The following is a 22,820-nucleotide window of genomic DNA, read 5'->3' as shown; positions in this document are numbered from 1 at the left end:
TAAACTAAATCCGCTGAAATCCTCAGTGGATTTTTCGTTTGTTTGTCAGAAATTAATTTAATTGATTGTGTTTTGGATTTTATATAAAAATTATAATTTATGAATATCAAATTTGCTTAAAAAATCTCATTATTTAATAAATGACATTAAAAAAAATAATTAATTTTGCTTTTTCAATATCAGAAATTATTTTGATATTCAACAAAAAAAACGCGAATAAGAATATGGAAATTTTGGTGGTGGATGATAACAAGGAGATTTGTACATTGCTCGAAAGCATTTTAATTGCTGAAGGTTTCGATGCGGTGTCTTGTACTAATCCTATGGATTTTAAAAAAATTATCGAGAAAAATCATCCAAAACTTATCATCACCGATTTATTGATGTCGGGTTTTGATGGACAAACTTTAACTAAAAAAATTAAAGAAAATCCTAAAACTCAACATATCAAAATAATGATGATGTCGGCTCATCCCGATGCTGCTAAAATCAGCAAATCTATTGAGGTAGATGACTTTCTCACTAAACCTTTTGAGATTGACGAGTTGGTGAATAAGGTTGAAGTGCTTTTGAAATAAAACAGAATTTACTTTTCAAAAAGCATTCTCGTCAAGAAATCTTTTTCTTTATTGCCTCTCGCTGGCGAATATTCTCTGCCGTAGAAAATAATTTGAAGATGAAGCTTGTTCCAACTTTCTTTCGGGAAGAGTTTTTTTGCATCTTTTTCCGTTTCTACAACGTTTTTTCCTGAGGTTAATTGCCATTGAACCATCAATCGGTGAATGTGCGTATCGACCGGAAAAGCAGGTTCTCCAAAAGCCTGAATCATCACCACGGAAGCTGTTTTGTGCCCAACTCCAGGAAGCGCTTCCAACTCTTCGAATGTTTGCGGAACCTCGCCGTTGTGTCTTTCTACTAAGAGTTCGGCCATTCTTTTTAGGTTTTTGGCCTTTGTATTTGCAAGTCCGATTTCTTTAATTAAATATTTAATCTCGTCAACCTCTAGTTCCTTCATTTTAAAAGGATTTCCGGCAACTTCGAACAATTTCGGAGTAATTTGGTTCACCTTTTTATCGGTAGTTTGCGCGGAAAGAGCCACTGCAACCAAGAGCGTGTATGGATCGCTGTGATCTAGAGGAATTGGAACTTCCGGATATAGTTTCTCCAATTCTCGCATTACGGTTTCGGCTCTTTGTTTTTTTGTCATTTTAGCTTTAAATTTGAGCAAAATTAAACATTATGTTGAAAGTAGGTGATCAATTACCTGAATTTGTAAGTGTAAATCAAGATGGAGAATCTGTAAATTCACAGCAATTTTTAGGAAAAAAACTCATCGTTTTCTTTTATCCAAAGGCAAATACGCCGGGTTGCACCGCTGAAGCTTGTAATTTAAATGATCATTTTTCGAAACTTAAAAAAGAAGGCTTTCAATTATTAGGAGTTTCGGCTGATCCGGTGAAAACTCAGAAAAAATTCCATGAAAAATTTGGATTTCAATATCCACTTTTGGCAGATGAAACAAAAGAGGTTATCGAAAAATTCGGAGTTTGGCAGCTCAAAAAATTCATGGGTAGAGAATTCATGGGAATTGTTCGTACCACTTTTATTTTCGATGAAAACGGAATATGCGTTCGCGTCATTGAAAAAGTAAAAACAAAAGAAGCGGCAAAACAAATCTTGGAAAACTAAGATTTAACCCAACATTTTTTGCGCTTTTTTTACTCCTTCAAAAAGAATGTCAATCTCTTCAAACGTGTTGTAGACCGCAAAACTAGCTCGAACAGTTCCTGCGATATTGAAGAAATTCATAATCGGTTGCGTACAATGATGGCCGGTTCTCACAGCGATTCCCAACTTGTCCAGAATCATTCCAACATCCGAAGAAATGCCAATTCCTTCTAGATTGAAAGAAACAACGCCGGTTCGGTGGGCATTTTCACCGTAGATTTTTAAACCTTCAATTTGAAGCAATTGTTTTTGCGCGTAATCCAACAAAGCATTTTCGTGATTTTGTAAATGCTCATGACTAATGTTTTCGATGAAATCAACCGCGGCTCCCAAAGCGATATTTCCGCCTACATTCGGAGTTCCGGCTTCAAATTTGAAAGGCAAATCGGCATAAGTTGTTTTTTCGAAAGTACAAGTTGCTATCATCTCACCACCGCCGTGGAAAGGCTGAATTTTTCTCAGAATTTCTTCTTTTCCGTACAAAATTCCGGTTGCCATTGGTGCGTACATTTTGTGGCCTGAAAAAACGAAAAAGTCGCAGTCTATTTTCTGAACATCGATTTTGAAATGTGGTGCAGATTGTGCTCCATCAATTACGATCATCGCATTGGAATTCGCACGGGTTTTTGCAATGATTTCATCAATTGGATTTACAATTCCTAATGCGTTGGAAACCTGATTAACAGAGACTATTTTGGTTTTTTCGCTTAAATTTTTATCTAAAAAATCGAGTTGTAAAATTCCGTTTTCATCGATTGGAATTACCTTCAGTTTTGCGCCAGTTCTTTCGCAAAGCATTTGCCAAGGAACGATATTCGAGTGATGTTCTAAATAAGAAATGATGATTTCGTCGTTTTCTTTAATCAAATTCGTCAAAGAATAGGCGATAAGGTTGATTCCTTCCGTAGTTCCTTTGGTGAAAATGACTTCAAAATCGTTTTTTGCATTGATGAATTTCTGGATTTTTCTCCTAGAAAGTTCCATTTCTTCAGTCGCTAACTGACTCAAGGTGTGGATTCCACGGTGAACATTCGCATTGATCTCGCTGTAATATTTTTCCCAAGAATTCATTACCGATAACGGTTTCTGCGAAGTTGCAGCATTGTCGAAATAAACCAAAGGTTTTCCGTTAACTTGCTGATTGAGAATAGGAAACTGGTTGCGAATATGTTGTAAATCGAGCATTTGTTTTATTTAGAATGGTTCAAATTTAAGGATTTTATTTTTGACGATTCCTAAATCACTTCATCATTTTTGCAACTTCATTCACTAAAAATACAACTTGTTTTGGTCTCCCTTTTTCGTCAACGGGTTGGTCTTCGTACATTCCGGTTCTTACGATAACGATATTTTTTTCAGGAACGATGATGATGTATTGTCCATGTAATCCCCAAAAATAGTAATGTTTTACGGCAGCATCATTATTGATCCAAAGTCCCATTCCGTAAGCTTCCTTGGAAAGTTTGGTCGGAGTTTTCATTTCATTTAAAAACTGCGAACTGATGATTTGTTGATTTCCAACTTTTCCTTCATTCAGAAATAATTGTCCGAGTTTTGCAAAATCGCGAGCATTGGAATGGATGCAGCAAAATGTTTTTTCCATCCCGAAATCATCGGTGCTCCAATTTGCGTTTTGTTCCATTCCAAGAGGTTTCCAGAGTTTTTCTGAGGTGTATTCGGCGACGGTTTTGTTCATGGATTTTCTTAAAGCAAAACCAAGAAGTTGTGTTGCACCACTTTGATATTCGAATTTTGTTCCCGGATTTTCTTTAAAACCACGAAGTAAAACCGCTTCTTCCAGAGATTTCCCATAATACGCTTTTGCATTTTGCAGAAAAGGATTTTTATAGTTTTCATTCCAGTTTAGGCCGGCTTCCATTCTTGCTAAATCTCCGATGGTGAGCTTATTTCCAAACTCTACATTTTTATAATTTTCAAAAAAATCGGAATAACGTTGGTTGAGGTTTGTAATCTTTTTTTCTTCAATTGCTTTTCCCAAAAGCAATACGGTGACCGCTTTTGCCATCGAAAAAGAATTGGTTTCAGCGTTTTTAGTATAGCCGTTCCAATATTCTTCGTGCAACAATTTTCCGTTTTTAATGATCAAAAAAGAAGCAGAATTGGTAGTTTTTAAGTCTTGAACTAAACTTTTAGGCAAAGCTTGTTTGTTGTATAGAGAATCCATTTCCCATGGAATAGGTTTTCCTATTGCAATAGGATGATTGTTGAAATATTCCCCATCATCGATTGTCGAACCGGTAACTCCACGAAAATAAGTTTCCCGAATTCCTTTGAATAAATAATCGTATCCAAAAGCGTACGTTAAAGCAATAATCAATGCGATAGCGATAAGAATAGGTTGAAGGATTTTCTTGATCATTTGATTCATTTTGTAATGATTAAATATAAAAAAAAGCTCCGGATTTCTCCGAAACTTTTTAGAAAGTATTTTTTAGAAATTAAATCTTAGAAAGCAGATTTCTGAAATTTGTTTTCTCATCGATAATTCTTCGCAAATCGGCTACCGGAACACGTTCTTGTTTCATTGTGTCGCGGTCACGCAAAGTTACGGTGTTGTCTGTTAAAGAATCGTGGTCAACCGTGATACAGAAAGGCGTACCAATCGCATCTTGACGACGATAACGTTTTCCGATGCTGTCTTTGTCTTCATAAATCACGTTGAAATCGTATTTCAAATCGTTGAAGATTTTTTCACCATATTCGCCAAGTCCGTCTTTTTTCATCAAAGGAAGAATTGCAGCTTTTACTGGTGCTAAAGCTGGCGGAAGCGTAAGAACCGTTCTTTCGGAGCCGTCTTCCAATACTTCATCTTTCAATGAATTGGAGAAAATCGCAAGGAAAAGACGATCCAATCCAACCGAAGTTTCCACCACATACGGAACGTAATTTTCGTTTCTTTCCGGATCGAAATATTGTAATTTTCTTCCTGAGAATTTCTCGTGTGCACTCAAATCAAAATCCGTTCTGGAGTGAATTCCTTCCAATTCTTTGAAACCGAATGGGAATTTAAACTCAATATCTGCAGCTGCGTTGGCGTAATGAGCCAGTTTTTCGTGGTCGTGGAATTTATAATTTTCAGCACCTAAACCTAAGGCCAAATGCCAGTTCAGACGTTTTTGTTTCCATTCTTCATAAAAACTAAGTTCTGTTCCAGGTGGAACGAAAAATTGCATTTCCATCTGTTCGAATTCGCGCATTCTGAAGATAAATTGTCTCGCAACAATCTCATTTCTAAAGGCTTTTCCGATTTGTGCAATCCCGAAAGGTAATTTGTGACGAGAAGTTTTCTGAACATTCAAAAAGTTGACGAAAATTCCTTGAGCAGTTTCCGGACGAAGATAAAGATCGGTTGCATTTTCGGAAGCTGCACCTAGTTTTGTTCCGAACATCAAATTGAATTGACGCACGTCGGTCCAGTTTTTCGAACCGGTATCTGGATCAGCAATTTCGAGTTCTTCGATTAATGCTTTTACGTCTGCTAAATCATTGTTTTCCAGAGATTTTGCCATTCTCGAAAGAATGGTTTTCTGTTTTTCGCGATATTCTAAAACTCTTGGATTGGTGGTTTCAAATTCGTTTTTATCGAAAGCATCACCAAATCTTTTTGCCGCTTTATCGATTTCTTTCTGAGCTTTTTCTTCGAGTTTTGCGCAGTAATCTTCCAATAAAACATCGGCTCTGAAACGTTTTTTAGAATCTTTATTATCGATCAAAGGATCATTAAAAGCATCGACATGGCCTGAAGCTTTCCAAATTGTTGGATGCATGAAAATCGCAGAATCAATTCCTACAATATTTTCATTCAGCTGAACCATCGCTTTCCACCAATATTGTTTGATGTTGTTTTTCAGTTCCGCACCGTTTTGTCCGTAATCATAAATCGCTGAAAGTCCGTCGTAGATCTCACTTGAAGGAAAAATAAAACCATATTCTTTCGCATGAGAAATCAGTTTTTTGAAAATATCTTCTTGTTTAGCCATTTTAGTTGAATTTGTGCAAAAATAGGGAATTTTATTCTAATTTTAAGGAGCCGGGAACCTGCTCTCCGCTATATCTTTTGCTCCACTTCGTGTCGCAAAAGGATGCCGCTGCGATCAGGGCTAGTTACCGGCAGATTTCATTAGAAAGTTTAGTTGTAAATCATTAAATTTGCTAAACTTTTCTTCCATGTACAAATCCTTTATCCGCCCGATTCTTTTCAAATTCGATCCTGAAGAAGTTCATTATTTTACTTTTTCATTATTAAAAAATTTCCCTTTTCTTGCTAAAATATTTATGCCAAAACCTATTGAAGATCCGCGTTTAGAACGTGAAGTCTTCGGGTTAAAATTTAAAAATCCCGTTGGTTTGGCTGCTGGTTTTGATAAAGATGCGAAAATGTTTAGTGAACTTTCGGATCTCGGTTTTGGCTTTGTAGAAATCGGAACTTTAACTCCTAAACCGCAAGACGGAAACCCGAAAAAAAGATTGTTCAGATTAAAAGAAGATTCGGCAATCATCAACCGAATGGGTTTTAATAACGGTGGAGTAGATGCCGCAGTGGAAAGATTAAAAACAAATAAAAAAGTATTGATTGGCGGAAATATTGGAAAAAATAAAATCACGCCCAACGAAGAAGCAGTTAACGATTATATCATTTGTTTTCAAAAATTATTTCCTGTTGTCGATTATTTCGTGGTCAATGTGAGTTCGCCCAACACGCCGAATCTTCGGGAGCTTCAGGATAAAGAGCCTTTAACAAAATTGCTCGGAACTTTGCAGCAACTCAATGCCCAAAAAGAAAAACCAAAACCTATTTTACTGAAAATTGCTCCGGATTTGAACAACGATCAGCTTTTAGATATTATTGATATTGTAAAAGAAACCAAAATTGCAGGTGTAATTGCTACCAACACAACGCTTTCTAGAGAAAATCTTATTTCAGAAAATAGAACTGAAACCGGCGGGCTTTCAGGAAAGCCTTTGACGAAAAGGTCTACGGAAGTCATCCGATTTCTCTCTGAAAAAAGCGGAAAGGCTTTCCCAATCATCGGTGTGGGCGGAATTCATTCTGCAGAAGAAGCACTCGAAAAACTGGAAGCCGGCGCAAGTTTAATACAACTTTACACCGGATTTATCTACGAAGGCCCTGAATTGATTCGTGATATTAATAAGAAGCTTTTGGAAAAAAATTAAAAAATCAAATGAAAAAATTTGAAATCGTATAGATTATTAATCCGACCAAACCGCCTACCAAAGTTCCGTTCACGCGGATGAACTGCAAATCTTTTCCCACTTCGAGTTCCAGTTTTTTGCTGAGCTCTTTTCCTTGCCAATTTCCCACGGTTGAACTGATTAAATCTCCAAATTGATGGGTGTTTCGAAGGATATATTTGTAAGCGGTTACCCGAACCCAATGGTCAATTTTATACTGAAGTTTTTCGTCGGATTTTAAATTTTCGGCAAGTTCTGTCAGGTTTTTTTGCAAATATTTTTTCAGCGCCGAATCTTCATCTTCCAGTTCTTTCGACAAAGATTTTTTGATGGATTCCCAAATGTCTTTCGAATATTGGTTGATTTTTTCCTCTTTTAAAAAGTCATTTTTAATGCCGCGAAATTCCTCTGCCCATTTTTCTTCAGTTTGAATTTCATGGGAAAATGCGTACAATTTTTGGGTAATTTCGTTTCGCAGAGAATGATGCTGATCTTTTTCCACTTCCTCAAAAAACGAGGAAAGTCCGGTGGTGATTTTTTCGGCAATCGTATCGTCCACAAATTTCGGAATCAGGAAGAAACTTTCCTTTTTTACACGGTTTTTTACGATTTCCTGATGCTGAAGAACGTAATCTTTGATTTGTTTTGAAAGGCTGGTAATCATCCTTTGATGATCGTTTTTATCGAGAACATATTCAATTCCACTGCCTAAAATTTGGTTGATTTCCAAATCATCCGACATTTCTTTAGCCTTATTTCCGATAAATTTCACCACCGCAGAATTATCCAATTTATTTAAAATATCCAAAACAATATTCGACATTTCTTTCACCAAATTCTGTTGGTTTCGTTCTTTGGAAAGCCACTCGCCCACAAAATGAGAGATTTTCAGTTTTTGAATGTATGGACGAATATTAGAAGGCGAAAGAAAATTAGAAACCACGAAATTCCCAAGATTATCACCGATTCGGTCTTTGCTGTTTTCAATAAGATTTGTGTGCGGAATTTTCAAGCCTAAAGGATAATTGAAAAGTGCCGTCACTGCAAACCAATCTGCCAAAGCACCGACCATCGCCGCTTCGGAAAAAGCTCGGATGTAGCCAATCCAATGTGCAGGATGTCTTTTCTCTAAAATGGTTGTCACAACGAAGATCACAACCATTAAAACGAAAAGTCCGGTTGCAAATAATTTGTATTTTCTGAGCTGTATTTTTTTTTCTGCGTCGTTCATTAGGTTCAAATTTACTACTTTTGAAGTGCAAAATTCATTCTAAATACGATTTATCTTAAAAATCTGTTTTTAAAAGATGAAAACAATCCTAATAATTCTGATAAGCATTTCCCTGCAAATGTGTTCTCAGGTTAATAAACCCGAAAAAGTACAAGCTATGGAAAATTCCACTACAAAAAATAACCCATATTACTCAAGAACAGACCGTTCCAAATTGAGCGTTAGTAACGAAGAATGGAAAAAAATTCTTTCGCCGGATCTTTATGCCATCGCCAGAGAAGCTAATACTGAAAGACCTTTTACAGGAAAATACAACCAGTTTGATGAACTTGGAGAATACTATTGCGCGGTTTGTGGCAACCATCTTTTCCGGTCAGATTCCAAGTTTTCTTCCACTTGTGGATGGCCGAGTTTTTTTGAAGCCGATAAAGAAGGCGTGGCTTACAACAGAGATTCTTCCCACGGAATGGAAAGAATTGAGGTAGTTTGCAAACGTTGCGATTCTCATCTCGGACATGTTTTCAATGATGGTCCGGCGCCGACTGGGATGCGATATTGCATGAATTCAGTTTCGCTGGAATTTGTAGGAGATTCAGAAAAGAAATAAAAAAATTGCGGAACTAAAATTCCGCAATTTATATTTTAAGTAAAAAACTTTATTAAGTTAAAGGTGCTCCAACCTGCAAATCGCATCGGTGATGAGGTTCACCATGAGGTGGATTCAATGCCGGTTTCGGACCGATCGCTGCTCTCGAAGAAACTGATGGAGCCGCTGATGGTGAAATAGGATTGGTGTTAAATCCTGCATTTGGTGCACTTTGCGGAATTGCTTGCGGAGCCGCATTTTGTACCGGAGCCGGACTGTCAATTGGCGCTCCCACCGCAATATCGCAACGGTGATAAGGTTGCCCATGTGCCGGGTTCAGCGCAGGCTTATCATTACTTGCGACAGCGTTGCTTTCCTGAGAAGGAGTTTCAGTATTAGCTTTTTGGGTGGTTGATGCGCTATTTTCGCTGGCTTTTTTTGTGCAGGAAACCGTGAGCGCTGCAGCTGCGAAAATGATTAACGGAATTTTTTTCATATCTAATGTTTTTATTTAATTAAATGAGAAATCTACCCCCATATAAAAATTTGCAGGCATAATTGGCGCGTACACCATTCCGCCGTCAAAATAATTTCCAAATGGGTTTTTAGCATCGATGATTGGCTGGTTTTGGGTGTAACTTGTCAGGTTTTCTCCTCCCAAATATACGCGAATATTTTTATTAAAGTTTCTGGAAATCTGAGCATTCAAGGTTGCGAAAGAATCGGAATATTCCGGAAGTCTAAATTCAGTTGGATTGGAATTTAGATTGGGAAGTTTTTGTTTTCCAACAAGTTGTAACGTGGTGTCAAAATTCCAGAAACCTCCTTTTGAGTTTTTGTCGGTGGAATAAGCAACATTGAGAAAGCCTCTGTTTTTCGCCATAAACGGAATTGCTCTTTTTCCGCCTGCGAAATCTGCCTGAACGTCATAATATTTGTAAGCAAGTCGCAATTCCAAATTTTTTGCAGGAACAAAATCGAGCTGCGTTTGAAAACTATTGGCAAAAGATTTTCCGTCAAGGTTATAAAAAACAATTTTATTTGGTGAAATATCCAAATCTGCCAAAACCTGATCTTGGAAATCGGTTCGGAAGAAATCAGCTACCAAAGTCGCTTTTCTGTTGAAAATTTTGAATTCCTGCTGAAGACTTGCTCCATAATTCCATGCGATTTCAGGTTTTAAATCATATATTTTTCCGCCATTTCCAATAATTTCAATCTGTCGGTTTGATGCAAAATATTGTTGATTTTCCGCAAAAATATTAGCAGTTCTGAACCCTTTTCCTGCAGAAAGTCTCAAAATAGTTTTCGGAGTCACATCATATTTAAAGTTGAGTCGTGGAGTAAACTGCGTTCCGGCTAAATTATGAAAATCAGTTCTTGCGCCTGCAACTAAAGTATATTTCAAGCCAGTCAAAGTATATTCAAAGAACAATCCGGGAACAGTTTCGGTTCTTTTGTAGTTTTGGGTTAAATAATCTTCATCAAAATCATCATACAAAAAACTCGCTCCGGCTTTGTATTTATGGTTGGTATTTCCGATGATGCTTTCAAAAATCAAATTAGAATAAAAGGTTTTTTCTTTACCCAAATAATTTCTGTTTCCAAAAAAACTGTCTTGTTGATGATAAGTAAACTGGTTCATCCAGCCGATACTTTGATAAGGTTTTCCCTTAAAAACGTAGCCGGTTTTATTCCAAATATCGAATTTAGAAATATCAATTCCAACTCCGTAAAGGCTTTGTTGAGCTTGTGAAATGTTTTTATCGAAATCTTTTTGTCCGCCAAATCGTTCATCTTTTACAAAACTAATTCCAAAATGTGTACCCAATCCGGAGTGTTCTAAATCATTATAATTCAATAAATAAGATGCATTTATTTGGTTTCCGGTCGGTTGATCGAGAAATCCGTCATCATTGGTGTCCATTTTGGCTAAAGTTGCGTTTCCGTGAAGCAAAATCGATTGGTTCCAATGTTCAGAAATTGCGCTGGTGGAAGTGATATTGGTTTCAAACCTTCCATTTAAATCACCAAAAAAATTCAAAGCAGTTTCGGGTTTTTCATTGAATTTTAAAAGTTCAGTATTAATTTGACCCGTGATGCTTTCGTATCCGTTGGTTACGGTGCTTCCGCCTTTTGTCAGTTGAATCCCGCCGATCCAACGACCTGGAATCAAATTCATTCCGTAAGGTGATGCCAAACCGCGAATTGAGGGAAGAAGTTCTTTGGTTAAAGAAGTATATTTTTGATCTAAGCCTAACATTTTCAGTTGTTTAGTTCCGGTTACTGCATTGCTGAATGCTACATCAACAGTTGCGTTGGTTTCGAAACTTTCAGAGAGATTACAACAAGCTGCTTTCAACAATTCTTTGGAGCTGATGTTGAAGGTCAGCCCGGTTTCTTTTTTGTTCAAAGTGGTCGCTTCACCGAGTTTGATGAGTTTTATTTCATCAATATTTTTATCGACATGATCTGCGTGTTGGGTAAAATCTTTTTTTGGGGCCGCCGATTCATCATGATGAACTAGGTCGCTTTTTTCGCCAAAAGGAAGACTTCTATCGTAAAGACAGCAATCGGGAAGATTTTTGTAGACATTATCAGAAGCTTTGTATTTTTCATTGTCATGGCCCACATTGGCAATCATTTTTAAAATTGCATCTGCAGAGATTTTCGCGGGATCAAAATCTAAGGTTACAATTTGTGTTTCAGCATTCCAATCTGCGGAGTTTGCACCGGCGGTTTTTGCAGCTTTTTCAATTCTGGCTTTGCAAGAACTGCAATTTCCTCTTACAAAAAACTGATTTTCAGCTTTTGTTTTGGTTGTATTTTCAGCAGATTTCAAGAAAGATGGTTCTCTTTCATAATGACAACAACTGGGCAAAGCGTTATAAACTTCGTTCGACGCAGTGAATTTCTCATTGTCGTGACCAACTTCCGCTATTTTTTTTAGCAATTCGTCTGGATTCGTTTTGGCAACGTCGTATTCCACTGTGAGTTGTTGGGTTTCCGCGGACCAGAGAGCAGAGTTAGCTCCAGTTTTTATAGCGGTAGTTTCGATGCGTTCTTTGCACATTCCACAATTGCCTTTCACCTTGAAAGTTGCTTTGGTAATGGTTTGTGCCAATAAAATATTGGAGAATAGGAGTGAAAAAGCCACGAGGCTTTTTAGAAAAGTTTTCATTTCTTTAAATAATTTAATTTAATAAAAGTTGAGCCAAAAGAACGTACTGTTGGCTGTCAATCAATAAATTAAGCTATTTTGGGCGGTTGCCAAATGTTATGAAAACTGGATGAAAAAAATGAAATTTCGTATTTGAAATTCATTTTTTTATGGAATAATTTTTTTGAAGAATTCGCGAAAACCTCCGGAGAAATGGAGTGAAATACGATGCTTACGGAGCAAGTATGACAACTTGCACAATCGTTTCCGCAATTTTTCTGTTCAGATTTTTTCGAAGGAGTTTCTTGGTGACAAGGTTTTTTTTCTTCGTTTTTGCAGCAATTTTCCTTTACAGAATTCAATTTGCAGCATTTTTCAACAGATTGGGCAAAAGTCATTTGATTTGGAAGTATAAAAACTGCCAATCCCAATATCATTAAAAATATTTTAAACGATTTCGCCATGCTTTTGCAAAGATAAATAATTTAAAATAAAACTAGATATTTGAGTTAAAGTTTCTTAAAAAATAGTTAAAAATATTTTGTTCAATGAGTTGATAATTAATTATTTGTAGTTTTGCCAACCTATTTCAACTTAACATAATATAATTCATGAATAGATTTTTTTTAGCATTACTTTTCATTTTCATTGTGGCAACTTCATTCTACAAAAAAGATACTTCCTTAGATTCGAAAACTACTAGTAATTTCAGCTCCTTATCTACAAATACAATACTCAAAACAAATACGGTTACTGTAAAATCAACTGCAGAAGATGTTTTTTCTTCTCTAAGTTTTGAGGGGATTAATCGTCTTAACCCTGAAGTTTTTTCCAAAGCTTTTTTAGGATTTAATCAACTAAAAAAAGCTGGTAAATTACCGAAAAACTCCCATCTGATCACCATTTGCGATTTCTCATTATCTTCCACACAAAAGAGATTATGGGTCATTGATCTTGAAAATAAAAAAGTTCTTTTTAATTCATTAGTTGCTCACGGCAAAAATACGGGCGAGGAATTCGCAACTACTTTCTCAAATAAAGAAAGTTCGTACCAAAGCAGCATTGGTTTTTATGTAACTGAAACCACTTATAACGGTAGTAACGGTTATTCGCTGAAGCTTTTGGGAATGGATCAGGGTTACAATGACGCTGCTTTGCAACGGGCAATTGTAATGCACGGAGCAGATTATGTGAGTGAAGATTTCATAAAATCTCAAAAGAGAATCGGAAGAAGTTGGGGTTGTCCGGCGGTTCCAAGAGCTTTAGCAGAACCGATTATCAATACGATAAAAGGCGAAAATTGTTTGTTTATTTATTATCCTGATCAGCAATATTTATCCGAATCAAAATGGTTAAAAGCTGAAGAAATTAGTTAAAAAAAGCCGGTTAGAAATTGCTAACCGGCTTTTTTATTATTTCAATTCGATAGGATTGTTTTTGGTTTTTAGTTCATCTTTCATCCGTTGTTCGAATTCTTTTCGTTGTGTAGGATTTGTTTGCACACGCATTCCGCCGGAATTTCCGCTCATCGACATTGGTGGCGATGGAGGTGAGAAAGAAGTGGGGTCTTTTTGGAATTTCTCTAACTGCTGATTGAAAACGGTTCTTTTAACCTTGATGATGTTGCCTCGTTGCTCGAACACGGTTGGTGAAGAAATTTTTTTCGTTTCTTTCAGGTCGAAGGAATAATCCCCTTTAGCATCTTCAATTTTTACAATGAGGCCTGGCAAACCTGCGAATTTATACGGTCCATCTTGAATAGGAATATCGGTTGCAAACCAAGCGTACCAAGTTCTTCCTGCAAATTGCGTTTCAGCTTTTTGGGTTTTGTAATCTCCTATTTTTGCGGTTTCAGAAAGAATTTTCCAATCCATCGGGCGATCTTCATCGTAGGAATATTGGTCGCGTCCAATTCTGGAACTGTAGGTTTTCGTACCGGTTTTGAAATCTTTTTCTATCGTAAAATCAATATCAGAACGCAGGTTTTGCATTTGAGATCTATCAAAAGAGCCACCTCGCGTTTCTCTCATTTTGGCAATAAGGGAATCGCGCTGAAGTCGTTTCTCACCATAAAATACCGATTTTTCCGGCGTGGCGTCCAAATAGGCCATTTCTGTTTTGATGTTATTTTGATCCGTAGAATCCTGTTTCATTGTTAATTGATAAATGAAGCGGGTGGTTTGCGCAAAAGCAATTTGGGAAATAAAAGCGAGCGCAATGATGGTGATTTTTTTCATATGTAATTTTTAATGATTTTTTGATGCATTAAAGCCGAAAAAGTTAAACAATTTCGTCTATTTAATGCATAGACAAATATACCGTCACAAATTTGATTTTCATTATATTATTAGTAATTTTGCAATCTAAAATCAGTCTAAATAAAAACAATGATAAAAGTAAGCGATCATGCGAAAGAAAAAGCCATCCAGTTGATGACTGAAGATGGTTTTAAGCCTTTTGAAGATTTCATAAGAGTCGGCGTGAAAAGCGGTGGATGCTCAGGTTTAGAGTACGTTTTGAAATTCGATAACGAGAGATCAGATGCCGATCAAATTTTCGAAGACAACGGAATTAAAATAATTATAGATAAAAAATCGATTCTTTATTTAGCCGGAACCACTTTGGAATATTCCGGTGGATTGAACGGAAAAGGCTTTGTTTTTAACAATCCCAACGCGAGTAGAACTTGTGGTTGTGGGGAATCTTTTAGTTTATAAAAATTATGTCAAAATATACTGAAGACGATTTAAGAGTCGATCTTGAAAACCAAAAATACGAATTCGGTTTCGAAACAGATATCGAGTATGAAGATTTTCCTACCGGTCTGAACGAAGAAATCGTGAAAATGATTTCAGCCAAGAAAAATGAACCTGAATGGATGACCGAGTGGAGACTCGAAGCTTTCCGAATCTGGCAGAAAATGAACGAGCCAAATTGGGCAAATGTAAAATATGAAAAACCTGATTTTCAGGCAATTAAATATTACGCAGCGCCTAAGAAAAAACCGGAATTGGCGAGTTTAGATGAAGTGGATCCGGAGCTTTTGAAAACTTTTGAAAAGTTAGGAATCAACATCGAAGAGCAGAAAAGACTTTCCGGTGTTGCTGTAGATATCGTGATGGATTCCGTTTCGGTGAAAACTACTTTCCAAGATACTTTGATGGAGAAAGGAATTATCTTCTGTGCAATTTCCGAAGCCATCCAAAATCATCCAGATTTAGTGAAAAAATACATCGGAAAAGTGGTTCCAAGAGGCGATAATTTCTATGCAGCACTCAATTCTGCGGTATTTTCCGATGGTAGTTTTTGCTACATCCCAAAAGGAGTGAAATGTCCGATGGAGCTTTCAACCTATTTCCGAATCAACCAATCCGGAAGCGGACAATTTGAAAGAACACTTTTGATCGCCGACGAAGGCAGTTATGTATCTTATTTGGAAGGTTGTACCGCGCCGTCAAGAGACGAAAACCAATTGCACGCTGCTGTTGTGGAATTGATTGCTTTGGATGATGCGGAAATTAAATATTCAACCGTTCAAAACTGGTATCCGGGAAATGAAGAAGGAAAAGGTGGCGTTTTCAATTTTGTAACAAAAAGAGGAATTTGTGAGAAAAATGCAAAAATCTCTTGGACTCAAGTGGAAACTGGTTCCGCAGTTACTTGGAAATATCCTTCATGCATTTTGAAAGGCGACAATTCGATTGGAGAGTTTTATTCAATCGCAGTGACCAATAATCATCAGTACGCCGATACAGGAACTAAAATGATTCATATTGGTAAAAACACCAAATCTACCATTATTTCTAAAGGAATTTCTGCTGGAAAATCGAATAATTCTTACCGAGGATTGGTGAAAGTAATGCCTTCTGCGAAAGGAGCAAGAAATTTCTCACAATGTGATTCGCTATTGATGGGAAATGAATGTGGAGCACACACTTTCCCTTACATCGAAATCAAAGATCCTACCGCGCAATTGGAACATGAAGCTACAACTTCCAAAATCGGGGAAGATCAAATTTTCTATTGCAACCAAAGAGGAATCAGTACCGAAAAAGCCATAGCATTGATTGTGAATGGTTTCGGAAAAGAAGTTCTGAATAAATTACCGATGGAATTTGCCATTGAAGCTCAGAAATTGCTGGAAATTTCCCTCGAAGGATCAGTTGGATAAAAACAGTTTAATCAAAGTCATTATTTTCATTAAACAACATTCAAGAAAAAAAACATTATGCTAAATATCAATAATTTACACGCGAAAATTGAAGACGGTGTAGAAATTTTAAAAGGAATCAATTTACAAATCAATCCGGGCGAAGTTCACGCGATTATGGGACCCAACGGAGCCGGAAAATCTACACTTTCCTCGGTAATTGCCGGAAAAGAAGATTACGAAGTAACCGAAGGAGAAATCCTTTTCGAAGGTGAAAACATTAGTGAAGATGCGCCTGAAGAACGCGCTCACAAAGGAATTTTCCTTTCTTTCCAATATCCGGTAGAAATTCCAGGAGTTTCGGTAACCAACTTCATCAAAGCGGCGTTAAATGAAACCAGAAAAGCAAACGGTTTGGAAGAAATGCCTGCAAAAGAAATGTTGGCTTTAATCCGTGAAAACTCCGAAAAATTGGGTATTAAAAGAGATTTCCTTTCAAGATCTTTGAACGAAGGTTTCTCCGGAGGTGAGAAAAAAAGAAACGAAATCTTCCAAATGATGATGCTCAACCCGAAATTGGCAATTCTTGATGAAACCGATTCTGGTTTGGATATCGACGCACTCAGAATTGTTGCGGATGGAGTAAATTCTTTCAGAAATGAAGGCAACGCAGTTTTGCTTATCACACACTACCAAAGACTTTTAGATTATATTCAGCCCGATTTTGTGCATGTTTTGGCAGACGGAAAAATCATTAAGACCGGTGACAAAAACTTAGCACTCGAACTCGAAGAAAAAGGCTACGACTGGCTTTTAAACTAAATTATTTCGATTTTTTTCAACGCCTTTGCGTTTAAAACAAGTACAAAATGGCTTTATTAGAAAATATACAAAATAACCACACGGCTTTTTTAGAAACCCTGAAACACCGTTTCCTCGATGATCAGCGCAAATCAGCGCTGAATAAATTCTTCGAACTAGGAATTCCAACCAAAAAAGACGAGGAATACAAATACACTAATTTGCGCGAAATTTCGGAGAAAAACTATAACCTTTTCCCAAAAGAAGCGCACACCATTACCAAAGAGCAGATCGATCAGCTTCATTTAGGTGAAGAAAACTTCGACTGGATTGTCTTTATTAATGGGCAATTGCACAAAGAATATTCCAAAATTTCTATTGAAAATGTAGAATTTCTTTCCTTCAATTTTGCTTTGAATGACGAAAAACACAAAGAGGTTTTCGATAATTATTTCAACACGATTGCAGCAAAAGATTTGGCTTTCACCAATTTAAATGAAGCGTATTGCAAACAAGGTTTTTTCTTGAAAGTTCCGAAAAACATGGTGATTGAAAAACCGATTCATGTTTTTTATATCTCTCAAAATCAGGAAGAAAACACTTTTTACAACACCCGAAATTTGCTCATCGCAGAAGCTGGTTCCAAAGTGGAAATCATCGAAAGTCATCATAATTTTGACGAAAATTTTGTATTTACGAATTCTGTAACCGAAATTTTCACTTACCAAAACGCAAAAGCAGATTGGCATAAAGTACAAAATGACAGCGATACTTCTTACCTCGTGGATCACACTTTCGCCAAACAAGAACGCGATAGTTTAACCTCCGTAAACACCTTTACTTTCGGCGGAAAACTCGTGAGAAACAACCTAAGTTTCATTCATAATGGCGAAAATATCAACTCGTTTATGAACGGAATCACGATTATCGGAGGCGAACAAACCGTCGATCATCACACCGCAGTTCACCATAAAACTCCGAATTGCGAGAGTTACCAGAACTACAAAGGAATTTACAAAGACAAATCACACGGCGTTTTCAACGGGAAAGTTTTCGTAGATAAAATTGCGCAAAAAACCAATGCTTATCAACAAAATAACAACGTTTTGCTTAGCGAAGGCGCATCAATCGACACCAAACCCCAACTCGAAATTTTCGCCGATGATGTGAAATGTTCGCACGGCTGTACTGTTGGTCAACTCAATGAAGATGCACTTTTCTACCTTCGTGCCCGCGGAATTTCCAAGAAAGAAGCGCAAGCGTTATTGCTCTACGCTTTCGCAAACGATGCGATGGAAAACATCGATATCGAACCGCTAAAAGTGAAAATTTCTAAATTACTCGCCGAAAAACTCGAAGTAGAATTAGAATTTTAGAAAACAGAAAACGTGCTTAGGCACGTTTTTTTTATTACTTTTGGGCGGACAATTCGCGCTATCCGCTACTACTCCTCAATCGGCGGCTCCACTTCGTTCCGCCGCCTCCTTGTGGGGTAACCGCTACTTTCGCGGCCGCACATTCGTCATCAAAACAAAACCTCGAACAATGAATTTAGAGAACATCAACGATCACCTCGAAGCCTATAAAAACCACGATCAAATCATCGACGCAGCAGAATTTATCATCAGTACTTTTGGTCTGGAACATGAGAATTTCGCAGGATTTGGTTTTCGACCGGAATTGGAACCCGACAGAATGCTTCTCACCGCAGAAGGGGAAATCGGAGGTCGACAAATGGTGATGATTCCCAAAAACCTTTTCGATTTTGATCTCAATTTAGTCGTGAATATGTTGGCTCACGAAATGTTGCACGTTCGCCAAAAAGCTCCCGAAAATATCGTGGAAGATAAAAATGAAAGAGAATTTCAAGCGTATTACGAAATGCTTTTTCACAAAGTTTTCCCGCAAGTTCCCGAAGTTTCGGATTTTCACAAGAAATTCTTCGGAGGAAAAGCCCTTGAATACTACAAAAGAATGAGCGAAGGTTCCGAATTACAAACCAAATACGCCGAACAAAAATTGGAAGTGGAGAATTTAATTAATTCACTTTAACCCAACATTTTCTCCAAAATTTCACACGCTGATTTCGGTAAATTGGTTCCGGGTCCGAAAATATGATCGGCTCCGTTTTGGAAAAGGAAATCGTAATCCTGCTGCGGAATTACACCACCAACAACGATGGTAATGTCGTCTGCACCGAGTTTTTTCAATTCTTCCACCACTTGAGGAACCAAAGTTTTGTGACCGGCCGCAAGCGAAGAAACGCCCAAAATGTGAATGTCGTTTTCCACCGCCTGTTTCGCAACTTCCGCCGGAGTTTGGAAAAGAGGAGCAACGTCCACATCAAATCCCATATCGGCAAAGGCGGTTGCTACTACTTTTGCACCACGATCATGGCCGTCTTGGCCCATTTTTGCCACCATAATTCTTGGTCGGCGACCTTCCTGATCTTCAAATTTTTGTGTCAAAGCAACTGCTTTTTCGAAGTATTCGTTTTTACCTGCATTCATCGCATAAACTCCTTGTATGGTTCTGATATTGGCTTTGTAGCGCCCGAAACTTTCTTCCATCGCATCGCTCATTTCGCCCAAAGTTACTCTTCTTCGAGCAGCTTCGATGCAGATTTCCAACAGGTTTCCGACTCCGGTTTTCGCAGATTCTTTTATTTTTTCAATAATTTCAGCCACTTTTTCGGTATTTCTTTCCGATTTTATTTGATTGAGTCTTTCGATTTGTTTTCTGCGAACTTCGGAATTATCAATATCTAAAATCTCCAATTCCATTTGTTTTAAATTGGATTTAAAAGAATTAACCCCGATGATAAATTCCTCGCCACTGTCAATTTTTGCTTGCTTTTTCGCGGCGGCTTCCTCGATTCTCATTTTTGGAATTCCGGCTTCGATGGCTTTGGTCATTCCGCCTTCTTTTTCCACTTCATCGATGTATTTCATCGCTTCATCAATCATTTGCTGAGTCAAACTTTCCACCAAATGGCTACCACCCATCGGATCTACCACATCGCAAATTCCGCTTTCTTGTTGCAGAATAATTTGCGTATTTCTGGCAATTTTCGCGGAATAATCTGTCGGTAAAGCAATCGCTTCGTCGAGCGCGTTGGTGTGTAAAGATTGAGTTCCGCCCAAAGCTGCAGAAAGCGCTTCAATCGCGGTTCTGGTGATATTATTGAAAGGTTCTTGCTCGGTTAAACTCCAACCTGAAGTTTGGGAATGGGTTCTTAAAGCTAAAGATTTTTGGTTTTTAGGATTGAATTGAGTTAATAAATTCGCCCAAATAAAACGAGCCGCGCGCATTTTGGCAATTTCCATGAAATGATTCATCCCGATTGCCCAGAAAAACGATAATCTCGGTGCGAAATCGTCGATTTTCATGCCTGCTTTAATTCCTGTTCTTACGTATTCTAAACCGTCGGCCAAAGTATAAGCCATTTCCAAAACCGGCGTTGCACCGGCTTCTTGCATGTGATAACCGGAAATTGAAATGGAATTAAATTTCGGGATGTTTTTAGAAGTATATTCAAAAATATCAGCGATGATTTTCATCGATGGAGTAGGCGGATAAATGTAGGTATTTCTCACCATAAACTCTTTCAAAATATCATTCTGAATGGTTCCGGAAAGTTGATCCTGAGAAACGCCTTGTTCTTCTGCAGCAACTATATAAAACGCCAAAACCGGCAACACAGCGCCATTCATTGTCATCGAAACGGAAATTTCATCCAATGGAATTTCATTAAATAAAATCTTCATGTCTTCCACGGAATCGATGGCTACACCGGCTTTTCCGACGTCACCTACCACTCTTGGATGGTCGGAATCATAACCTCTGTGCGTCGCCAAATCGAATGCAACCGACAAACCTTTTTGCCCTGCCGCAAGATTTCTTCTGTAAAAAGCATTGGATTCTTCCGCAGTAGAAAATCCAGCATATTGTCGAATCGTCCACGGTTTTTGCACATACATCGTAGAGTATGGTCCGCGCAAATACGGAGCAATTCCCGCCGAATATTTCTTTTCGGTTAAAGATTTTGAGTCGGCTTCGGTGTAAGAAGATTTCATTTCCAAACCATCTTTTTCGAAAAAATAAGGAAGTTGATCTTTGGAATCAACTGAAAAATCTGGGTTTTGGGTTTGTATTTTTTGGCGCATTATTATTGGCTTTGTAAAAAGTAAAGTTACGCATTTTCACGAAAATTTCAGGATGGGAAATTCTTTTGAAAAGAAGTTTCTTTTTTGCATCTATCAAAAAGCTATTTACAATTCAAAATATTTTTTTGAAATAAAAAAAACTCCCATTTTTTGATGAGAGTTTTGTATTTTTTTAAGTTTAGGATTAATAATTATCTTCTTCGCCTTTCATTTTTTCGGCATTTTCCGCCATGATTACAGCGTCGATCATTTCCTGGATATCGCCGTTCATGTAGGCATCCAAATTATAAATTGATTTGTTCACGCGGTGATCGGTCACCCTTCCTTGCGGATAATTATAGGTTTTGATTTTCGCCGATCGGTCACCGGTTGAAACCATGGTTTTTCTTTGTGCGGCAATATCTCCCTGAACTTTTTGAAGCTCAATATCGTATAATTTTGTTCTAAGCATTTCCATCGCCAACTCGCGGTTAGCCAACTGAGAACGCGCTTGCTGGCAAACCACCACCAAACCAGAAGGTTTGTGCGTGAGTTGAACTTTGGTTTCTACCTTGTTTACGTTTTGTCCACCTGCACCTCCGGAACGCGAAGTTTGCATTTCAATATCGGCAGGATTCAGTTCGAAATCTACTTCTTCCGCTTCCGGTAAAACTGCAACGGTGATCGCGGAAGTGTGAACCCTTCCTTGAGATTCGGTTTCAGGAACACGCTGCACACGGTGAACGCCAGATTCGAATTTCATAATTCCGTAAACGCCTTCTCCTTCTACCTTCATGATCAATTCTTTGTAGCCTTTGGAGGCTTCGTTGGCATCGGTGATTTCGTGTTTCCAACCTTTTGTTTTAAAATACATGGAATAGCAGCGGTACACATCTTCAACAAAAATCGCAGCTTCGTCTCCACCAGTTCCTGCGCGAAGTTCTACGATTACGTTTTTGTCGTCGGCCGGATCTTTCGGGATCAAAAGAACTTTCAATTCGTCTTCTAAACCGGGAATTTTCTCGATGGCTTCGTTTTTCTCAATTTTTGCCATTTCCACAAATTCTTTATCAGAACCATCTGCGATGATTTCATCGGATTCTTCAATGGTATTCAAAGCTTGTTTATATTGATCGAAAACCGCAACGATTTTTCCCAGATCGCTGTATTCTTTATTTAATGAAGAATATTTTTTTTGATCTGAAATAACATCGGGCTGAATGATAAGGTCTGCAACTTCGTTGTAGCGTTGTTTTATGGCTTCGAGTTTTGGGATAAGAGACTTTGACATTTGTAGAAATTTGTGGGTGCAAAGATAGGAAAAAAGCGCAAAAGAAAAGAAGCGGATCAAAAGCGCAAATTGGTCAACAAAAAATCAGTTCCTAAAAATAGAAACTGATTCGGTATATATTGTTTTGCTTTGTGATTGCTTTTCCCGGGATTAATGTGGGAAAGCAATGACATCAACTAGTGATGACCGTGGCTGTCGTGGCTGTGCAAAAATGGGCCGTGTCCTTTCGGATTGCTGTAAGCCAATTCTACGCCTTCTTGCTCCGTAAGGGTTTTTCTTCTGATGTCTTCAGGATCGAAAGGTTTGGTTTTACCGAAATATTCCATTAAACCGGAAGTTAACCAAATAGGGATTACATATCCGAAGAACATGAAAATACACCAAAATCCAACAAGGAACATACATACGAAATATACTGTCCAAAGGAATTGGTAGAAAGGATAAAATGCTGATAACATCATTGTTGTAATAGATTTTAGGCAAAAGTAGGATATTTTTTGTTTTCAGGCAAAAG

The 22,820-nt window shown here is 37.7% G+C and carries 21 protein-coding genes; 10 read left to right on the top strand and 11 right to left on the bottom strand.

Going from position 1 to position 22,820, the window contains the following annotated elements:
• Positions 1-224: 224 nt before the first annotated feature.
• Positions 225-578: a response regulator gene (locus NOV28_RS08130; protein WP_255929564.1), complete on the top strand. Its 354-nt coding sequence runs from the start codon at positions 225-227 to the stop codon at positions 576-578.
• A gap of 8 nt (positions 579-586) precedes the next feature.
• On the opposite strand, the gene nth is transcribed toward NOV28_RS08130, so the two are convergent.
• Positions 587-1,207, bottom strand: a complete 621-nt coding sequence (nth, locus tag NOV28_RS08125) for an endonuclease III (RefSeq protein WP_255929563.1) — start codon at positions 1,205-1,207, stop codon at positions 587-589.
• Positions 1,208-1,239: 32 nt separating this feature from the next.
• On the opposite strand from nth, the gene bcp reads away from it, so the two are divergent.
• On the top strand, positions 1,240-1,689 hold the full coding sequence (gene bcp / locus NOV28_RS08120; RefSeq protein ID WP_255929562.1) for a thioredoxin-dependent thiol peroxidase: 450 nt from the start codon (positions 1,240-1,242) through the stop codon (positions 1,687-1,689).
• Positions 1,690-1,692: 3 nt separating this feature from the next.
• Here bcp and NOV28_RS08115 read toward each other — a convergent pair whose 3' ends face one another.
• The 3 genes from NOV28_RS08115 to NOV28_RS08105 all read right to left on the bottom strand — a co-directional run bounded on the left by NOV28_RS08115 (position 1,693) and on the right by NOV28_RS08105 (position 5,729).
• Complete coding sequence (locus NOV28_RS08115) at positions 1,693-2,913, bottom strand: aminotransferase class V-fold PLP-dependent enzyme (protein WP_255929561.1); 1,221 nt, start codon at positions 2,911-2,913, stop codon at positions 1,693-1,695.
• Positions 2,914-2,968: 55 nt separating this feature from the next.
• Positions 2,969-4,108: a serine hydrolase domain-containing protein gene (locus NOV28_RS08110; protein WP_255929560.1), complete on the bottom strand. Its 1,140-nt coding sequence runs from the start codon at positions 4,106-4,108 to the stop codon at positions 2,969-2,971.
• Between the two features lie 79 nt (positions 4,109-4,187).
• Entirely contained in the window at positions 4,188-5,729 is a 1,542-nt protein-coding gene (locus NOV28_RS08105; protein WP_255929559.1) for a glycine--tRNA ligase, read from the bottom strand.
• Between the two features lie 187 nt (positions 5,730-5,916).
• On the opposite strand from NOV28_RS08105, the gene NOV28_RS08100 reads away from it, so the two are divergent.
• Complete coding sequence (locus tag NOV28_RS08100; RefSeq protein ID WP_255929558.1) at positions 5,917-6,924, top strand: quinone-dependent dihydroorotate dehydrogenase; 1,008 nt, start codon at positions 5,917-5,919, stop codon at positions 6,922-6,924.
• Positions 6,925-6,928: 4 nt separating this feature from the next.
• Here the strand turns inward: NOV28_RS08100 and NOV28_RS08095 are convergent, their stop codons facing one another.
• A complete protein-coding gene (locus NOV28_RS08095) occupies positions 6,929-8,173 on the bottom strand; it encodes a DUF445 domain-containing protein (protein WP_255929557.1) in 1,245 nt (414 codons plus the stop codon).
• A 76-nt stretch (positions 8,174-8,249) separates the two neighbouring features.
• On the opposite strand from NOV28_RS08095, the gene msrB reads away from it, so the two are divergent.
• Complete coding sequence (gene msrB / locus NOV28_RS08090) at positions 8,250-8,780, top strand: peptide-methionine (R)-S-oxide reductase MsrB (protein WP_255929556.1); 531 nt, start codon at positions 8,250-8,252, stop codon at positions 8,778-8,780.
• A 52-nt stretch (positions 8,781-8,832) separates the two neighbouring features.
• Here the strand turns inward: msrB and NOV28_RS08085 are convergent, their stop codons facing one another.
• Positions 8,833-9,255 (bottom strand): hypothetical protein, encoded by a 423-nt coding sequence (locus NOV28_RS08085; protein WP_255929554.1) that lies wholly within the window; start codon positions 9,253-9,255, stop codon positions 8,833-8,835.
• Positions 9,256-9,270: 15 nt separating this feature from the next.
• Positions 9,271-11,940, bottom strand: coding sequence for a TonB-dependent receptor domain-containing protein (locus NOV28_RS08080; protein ID WP_255929552.1), 2,670 nt, complete (start codon positions 11,938-11,940; stop codon positions 9,271-9,273).
• 590 nt (positions 11,941-12,530) lie between these two features.
• Between NOV28_RS08080 and NOV28_RS08075 the strand changes: the two genes are divergently transcribed.
• Positions 12,531-13,295 carry a murein L,D-transpeptidase catalytic domain family protein gene (locus NOV28_RS08075; RefSeq protein ID WP_255929550.1) on the top strand — a complete coding sequence of 255 codons (765 nt, stop codon included), beginning with the start codon at positions 12,531-12,533 and terminating at the stop codon, positions 13,293-13,295.
• A 36-nt stretch (positions 13,296-13,331) separates the two neighbouring features.
• Here NOV28_RS08075 and NOV28_RS08070 read toward each other — a convergent pair whose 3' ends face one another.
• Positions 13,332-14,156, bottom strand: a complete 825-nt coding sequence (locus NOV28_RS08070; RefSeq protein ID WP_255929548.1) for a GLPGLI family protein — start codon at positions 14,154-14,156, stop codon at positions 13,332-13,334.
• 150 nt (positions 14,157-14,306) lie between these two features.
• On the opposite strand from NOV28_RS08070, the gene NOV28_RS08065 reads away from it, so the two are divergent.
• The 5 genes from NOV28_RS08065 to NOV28_RS08045 all read left to right on the top strand — a co-directional run bounded on the left by NOV28_RS08065 (position 14,307) and on the right by NOV28_RS08045 (position 18,922).
• A complete protein-coding gene (locus NOV28_RS08065; RefSeq protein WP_255929546.1) occupies positions 14,307-14,636 on the top strand; it encodes a HesB/IscA family protein in 330 nt (109 codons plus the stop codon).
• A gap of 5 nt (positions 14,637-14,641) precedes the next feature.
• Complete coding sequence (sufB, locus tag NOV28_RS08060; protein ID WP_255929544.1) at positions 14,642-16,090, top strand: Fe-S cluster assembly protein SufB; 1,449 nt, start codon at positions 14,642-14,644, stop codon at positions 16,088-16,090.
• 57 nt (positions 16,091-16,147) lie between these two features.
• The gene (gene sufC / locus NOV28_RS08055) at positions 16,148-16,891 is read left to right on the top strand and encodes a Fe-S cluster assembly ATPase SufC (protein WP_031501242.1); all 744 of its coding nucleotides are present in this window, start codon (positions 16,148-16,150) and stop codon (positions 16,889-16,891) included.
• A 47-nt stretch (positions 16,892-16,938) separates the two neighbouring features.
• Entirely contained in the window at positions 16,939-18,246 is a 1,308-nt protein-coding gene (gene sufD, locus NOV28_RS08050; protein ID WP_255929541.1) for a Fe-S cluster assembly protein SufD, read from the top strand.
• Between the two features lie 169 nt (positions 18,247-18,415).
• Complete coding sequence (locus NOV28_RS08045) at positions 18,416-18,922, top strand: hypothetical protein (protein WP_255929539.1); 507 nt, start codon at positions 18,416-18,418, stop codon at positions 18,920-18,922.
• On the opposite strand, the gene scpA is transcribed toward NOV28_RS08045, so the two are convergent.
• The 3 genes from scpA to NOV28_RS08030 form a co-directional block, all read right to left on the bottom strand.
• Positions 18,919-21,036 carry a methylmalonyl-CoA mutase gene (gene scpA / locus NOV28_RS08040; RefSeq protein ID WP_255929537.1) on the bottom strand — a complete coding sequence of 706 codons (2,118 nt, stop codon included), beginning with the start codon at positions 21,034-21,036 and terminating at the stop codon, positions 18,919-18,921. The two genes, NOV28_RS08045 and scpA, sit on opposite strands and share 4 nt — an antisense overlap.
• A 184-nt stretch (positions 21,037-21,220) precedes the next feature.
• Positions 21,221-22,306 (bottom strand): peptide chain release factor 1, encoded by a 1,086-nt coding sequence (gene prfA / locus NOV28_RS08035; protein ID WP_255929535.1) that lies wholly within the window; start codon positions 22,304-22,306, stop codon positions 21,221-21,223.
• Between the two features lie 176 nt (positions 22,307-22,482).
• Positions 22,483-22,767: a hypothetical protein gene (locus tag NOV28_RS08030; protein WP_255929534.1), complete on the bottom strand. Its 285-nt coding sequence runs from the start codon at positions 22,765-22,767 to the stop codon at positions 22,483-22,485.
• Between the last annotated feature and the right edge of the window lie 53 nt (positions 22,768-22,820).

It is taken from the genome of Kaistella montana (assembly GCF_024436175.1).
GTDB lineage: Bacteria > Bacteroidota > Bacteroidia > Flavobacteriales > Weeksellaceae > Kaistella > Kaistella montana.
Note: the sequence above shows the minus strand (reverse complement) of the source record. Positions and strands in the feature narration are given on the sequence as shown.

Bases quoted from the DNA above. Each gene is read 5' to 3' on its own strand.
- NOV28_RS08045 (WP_255929539.1), top strand. From the start codon at position 18,416: ATGAATTTAGAGAACATCAACGATCACCTCGAAGCCTATAAAAACCAC.
- bcp (WP_255929562.1), top strand. From the start codon at position 1,240: ATGTTGAAAGTAGGTGATCAATTACCTGAATTTGTAAGTGTAAATCAA.
- NOV28_RS08110 (WP_255929560.1), bottom strand. From the start codon at position 4,108: ATGATCAAGAAAATCCTTCAACCTATTCTTATCGCTATCGCATTGATT.
- NOV28_RS08075 (WP_255929550.1), top strand. From the start codon at position 12,531: ATGAATAGATTTTTTTTAGCATTACTTTTCATTTTCATTGTGGCAACT.
- msrB (WP_255929556.1), top strand. From the start codon at position 8,250: ATGAAAACAATCCTAATAATTCTGATAAGCATTTCCCTGCAAATGTGT.
- NOV28_RS08105 (WP_255929559.1), bottom strand. From the start codon at position 5,729: ATGGCTAAACAAGAAGATATTTTCAAAAAACTGATTTCTCATGCGAAA.
- NOV28_RS08030 (WP_255929534.1), bottom strand. From the start codon at position 22,767: ATGATGTTATCAGCATTTTATCCTTTCTACCAATTCCTTTGGACAGTA.
- sufB (WP_255929544.1), top strand. From the start codon at position 14,642: ATGTCAAAATATACTGAAGACGATTTAAGAGTCGATCTTGAAAACCAA.
- NOV28_RS08065 (WP_255929546.1), top strand. From the start codon at position 14,307: ATGATAAAAGTAAGCGATCATGCGAAAGAAAAAGCCATCCAGTTGATG.
- scpA (WP_255929537.1), bottom strand. From the start codon at position 21,036: ATGCGCCAAAAAATACAAACCCAAAACCCAGATTTTTCAGTTGATTCC.
- NOV28_RS08095 (WP_255929557.1), bottom strand. From the start codon at position 8,173: ATGAACGACGCAGAAAAAAAAATACAGCTCAGAAAATACAAATTATTT.
- NOV28_RS08070 (WP_255929548.1), bottom strand. From the start codon at position 14,156: ATGAAAAAAATCACCATCATTGCGCTCGCTTTTATTTCCCAAATTGCT.
- sufD (WP_255929541.1), top strand. From the start codon at position 16,939: ATGGCTTTATTAGAAAATATACAAAATAACCACACGGCTTTTTTAGAA.
- nth (WP_255929563.1), bottom strand. From the start codon at position 1,207: ATGACAAAAAAACAAAGAGCCGAAACCGTAATGCGAGAATTGGAGAAA.
- NOV28_RS08100 (WP_255929558.1), top strand. From the start codon at position 5,917: ATGTACAAATCCTTTATCCGCCCGATTCTTTTCAAATTCGATCCTGAA.
- NOV28_RS08115 (WP_255929561.1), bottom strand. From the start codon at position 2,913: ATGCTCGATTTACAACATATTCGCAACCAGTTTCCTATTCTCAATCAG.
- sufC (WP_031501242.1), top strand. From the start codon at position 16,148: ATGCTAAATATCAATAATTTACACGCGAAAATTGAAGACGGTGTAGAA.
- NOV28_RS08130 (WP_255929564.1), top strand. From the start codon at position 225: ATGGAAATTTTGGTGGTGGATGATAACAAGGAGATTTGTACATTGCTC.
- NOV28_RS08080 (WP_255929552.1), bottom strand. From the start codon at position 11,940: ATGAAAACTTTTCTAAAAAGCCTCGTGGCTTTTTCACTCCTATTCTCC.
- NOV28_RS08085 (WP_255929554.1), bottom strand. From the start codon at position 9,255: ATGAAAAAAATTCCGTTAATCATTTTCGCAGCTGCAGCGCTCACGGTT.
- prfA (WP_255929535.1), bottom strand. From the start codon at position 22,306: ATGTCAAAGTCTCTTATCCCAAAACTCGAAGCCATAAAACAACGCTAC.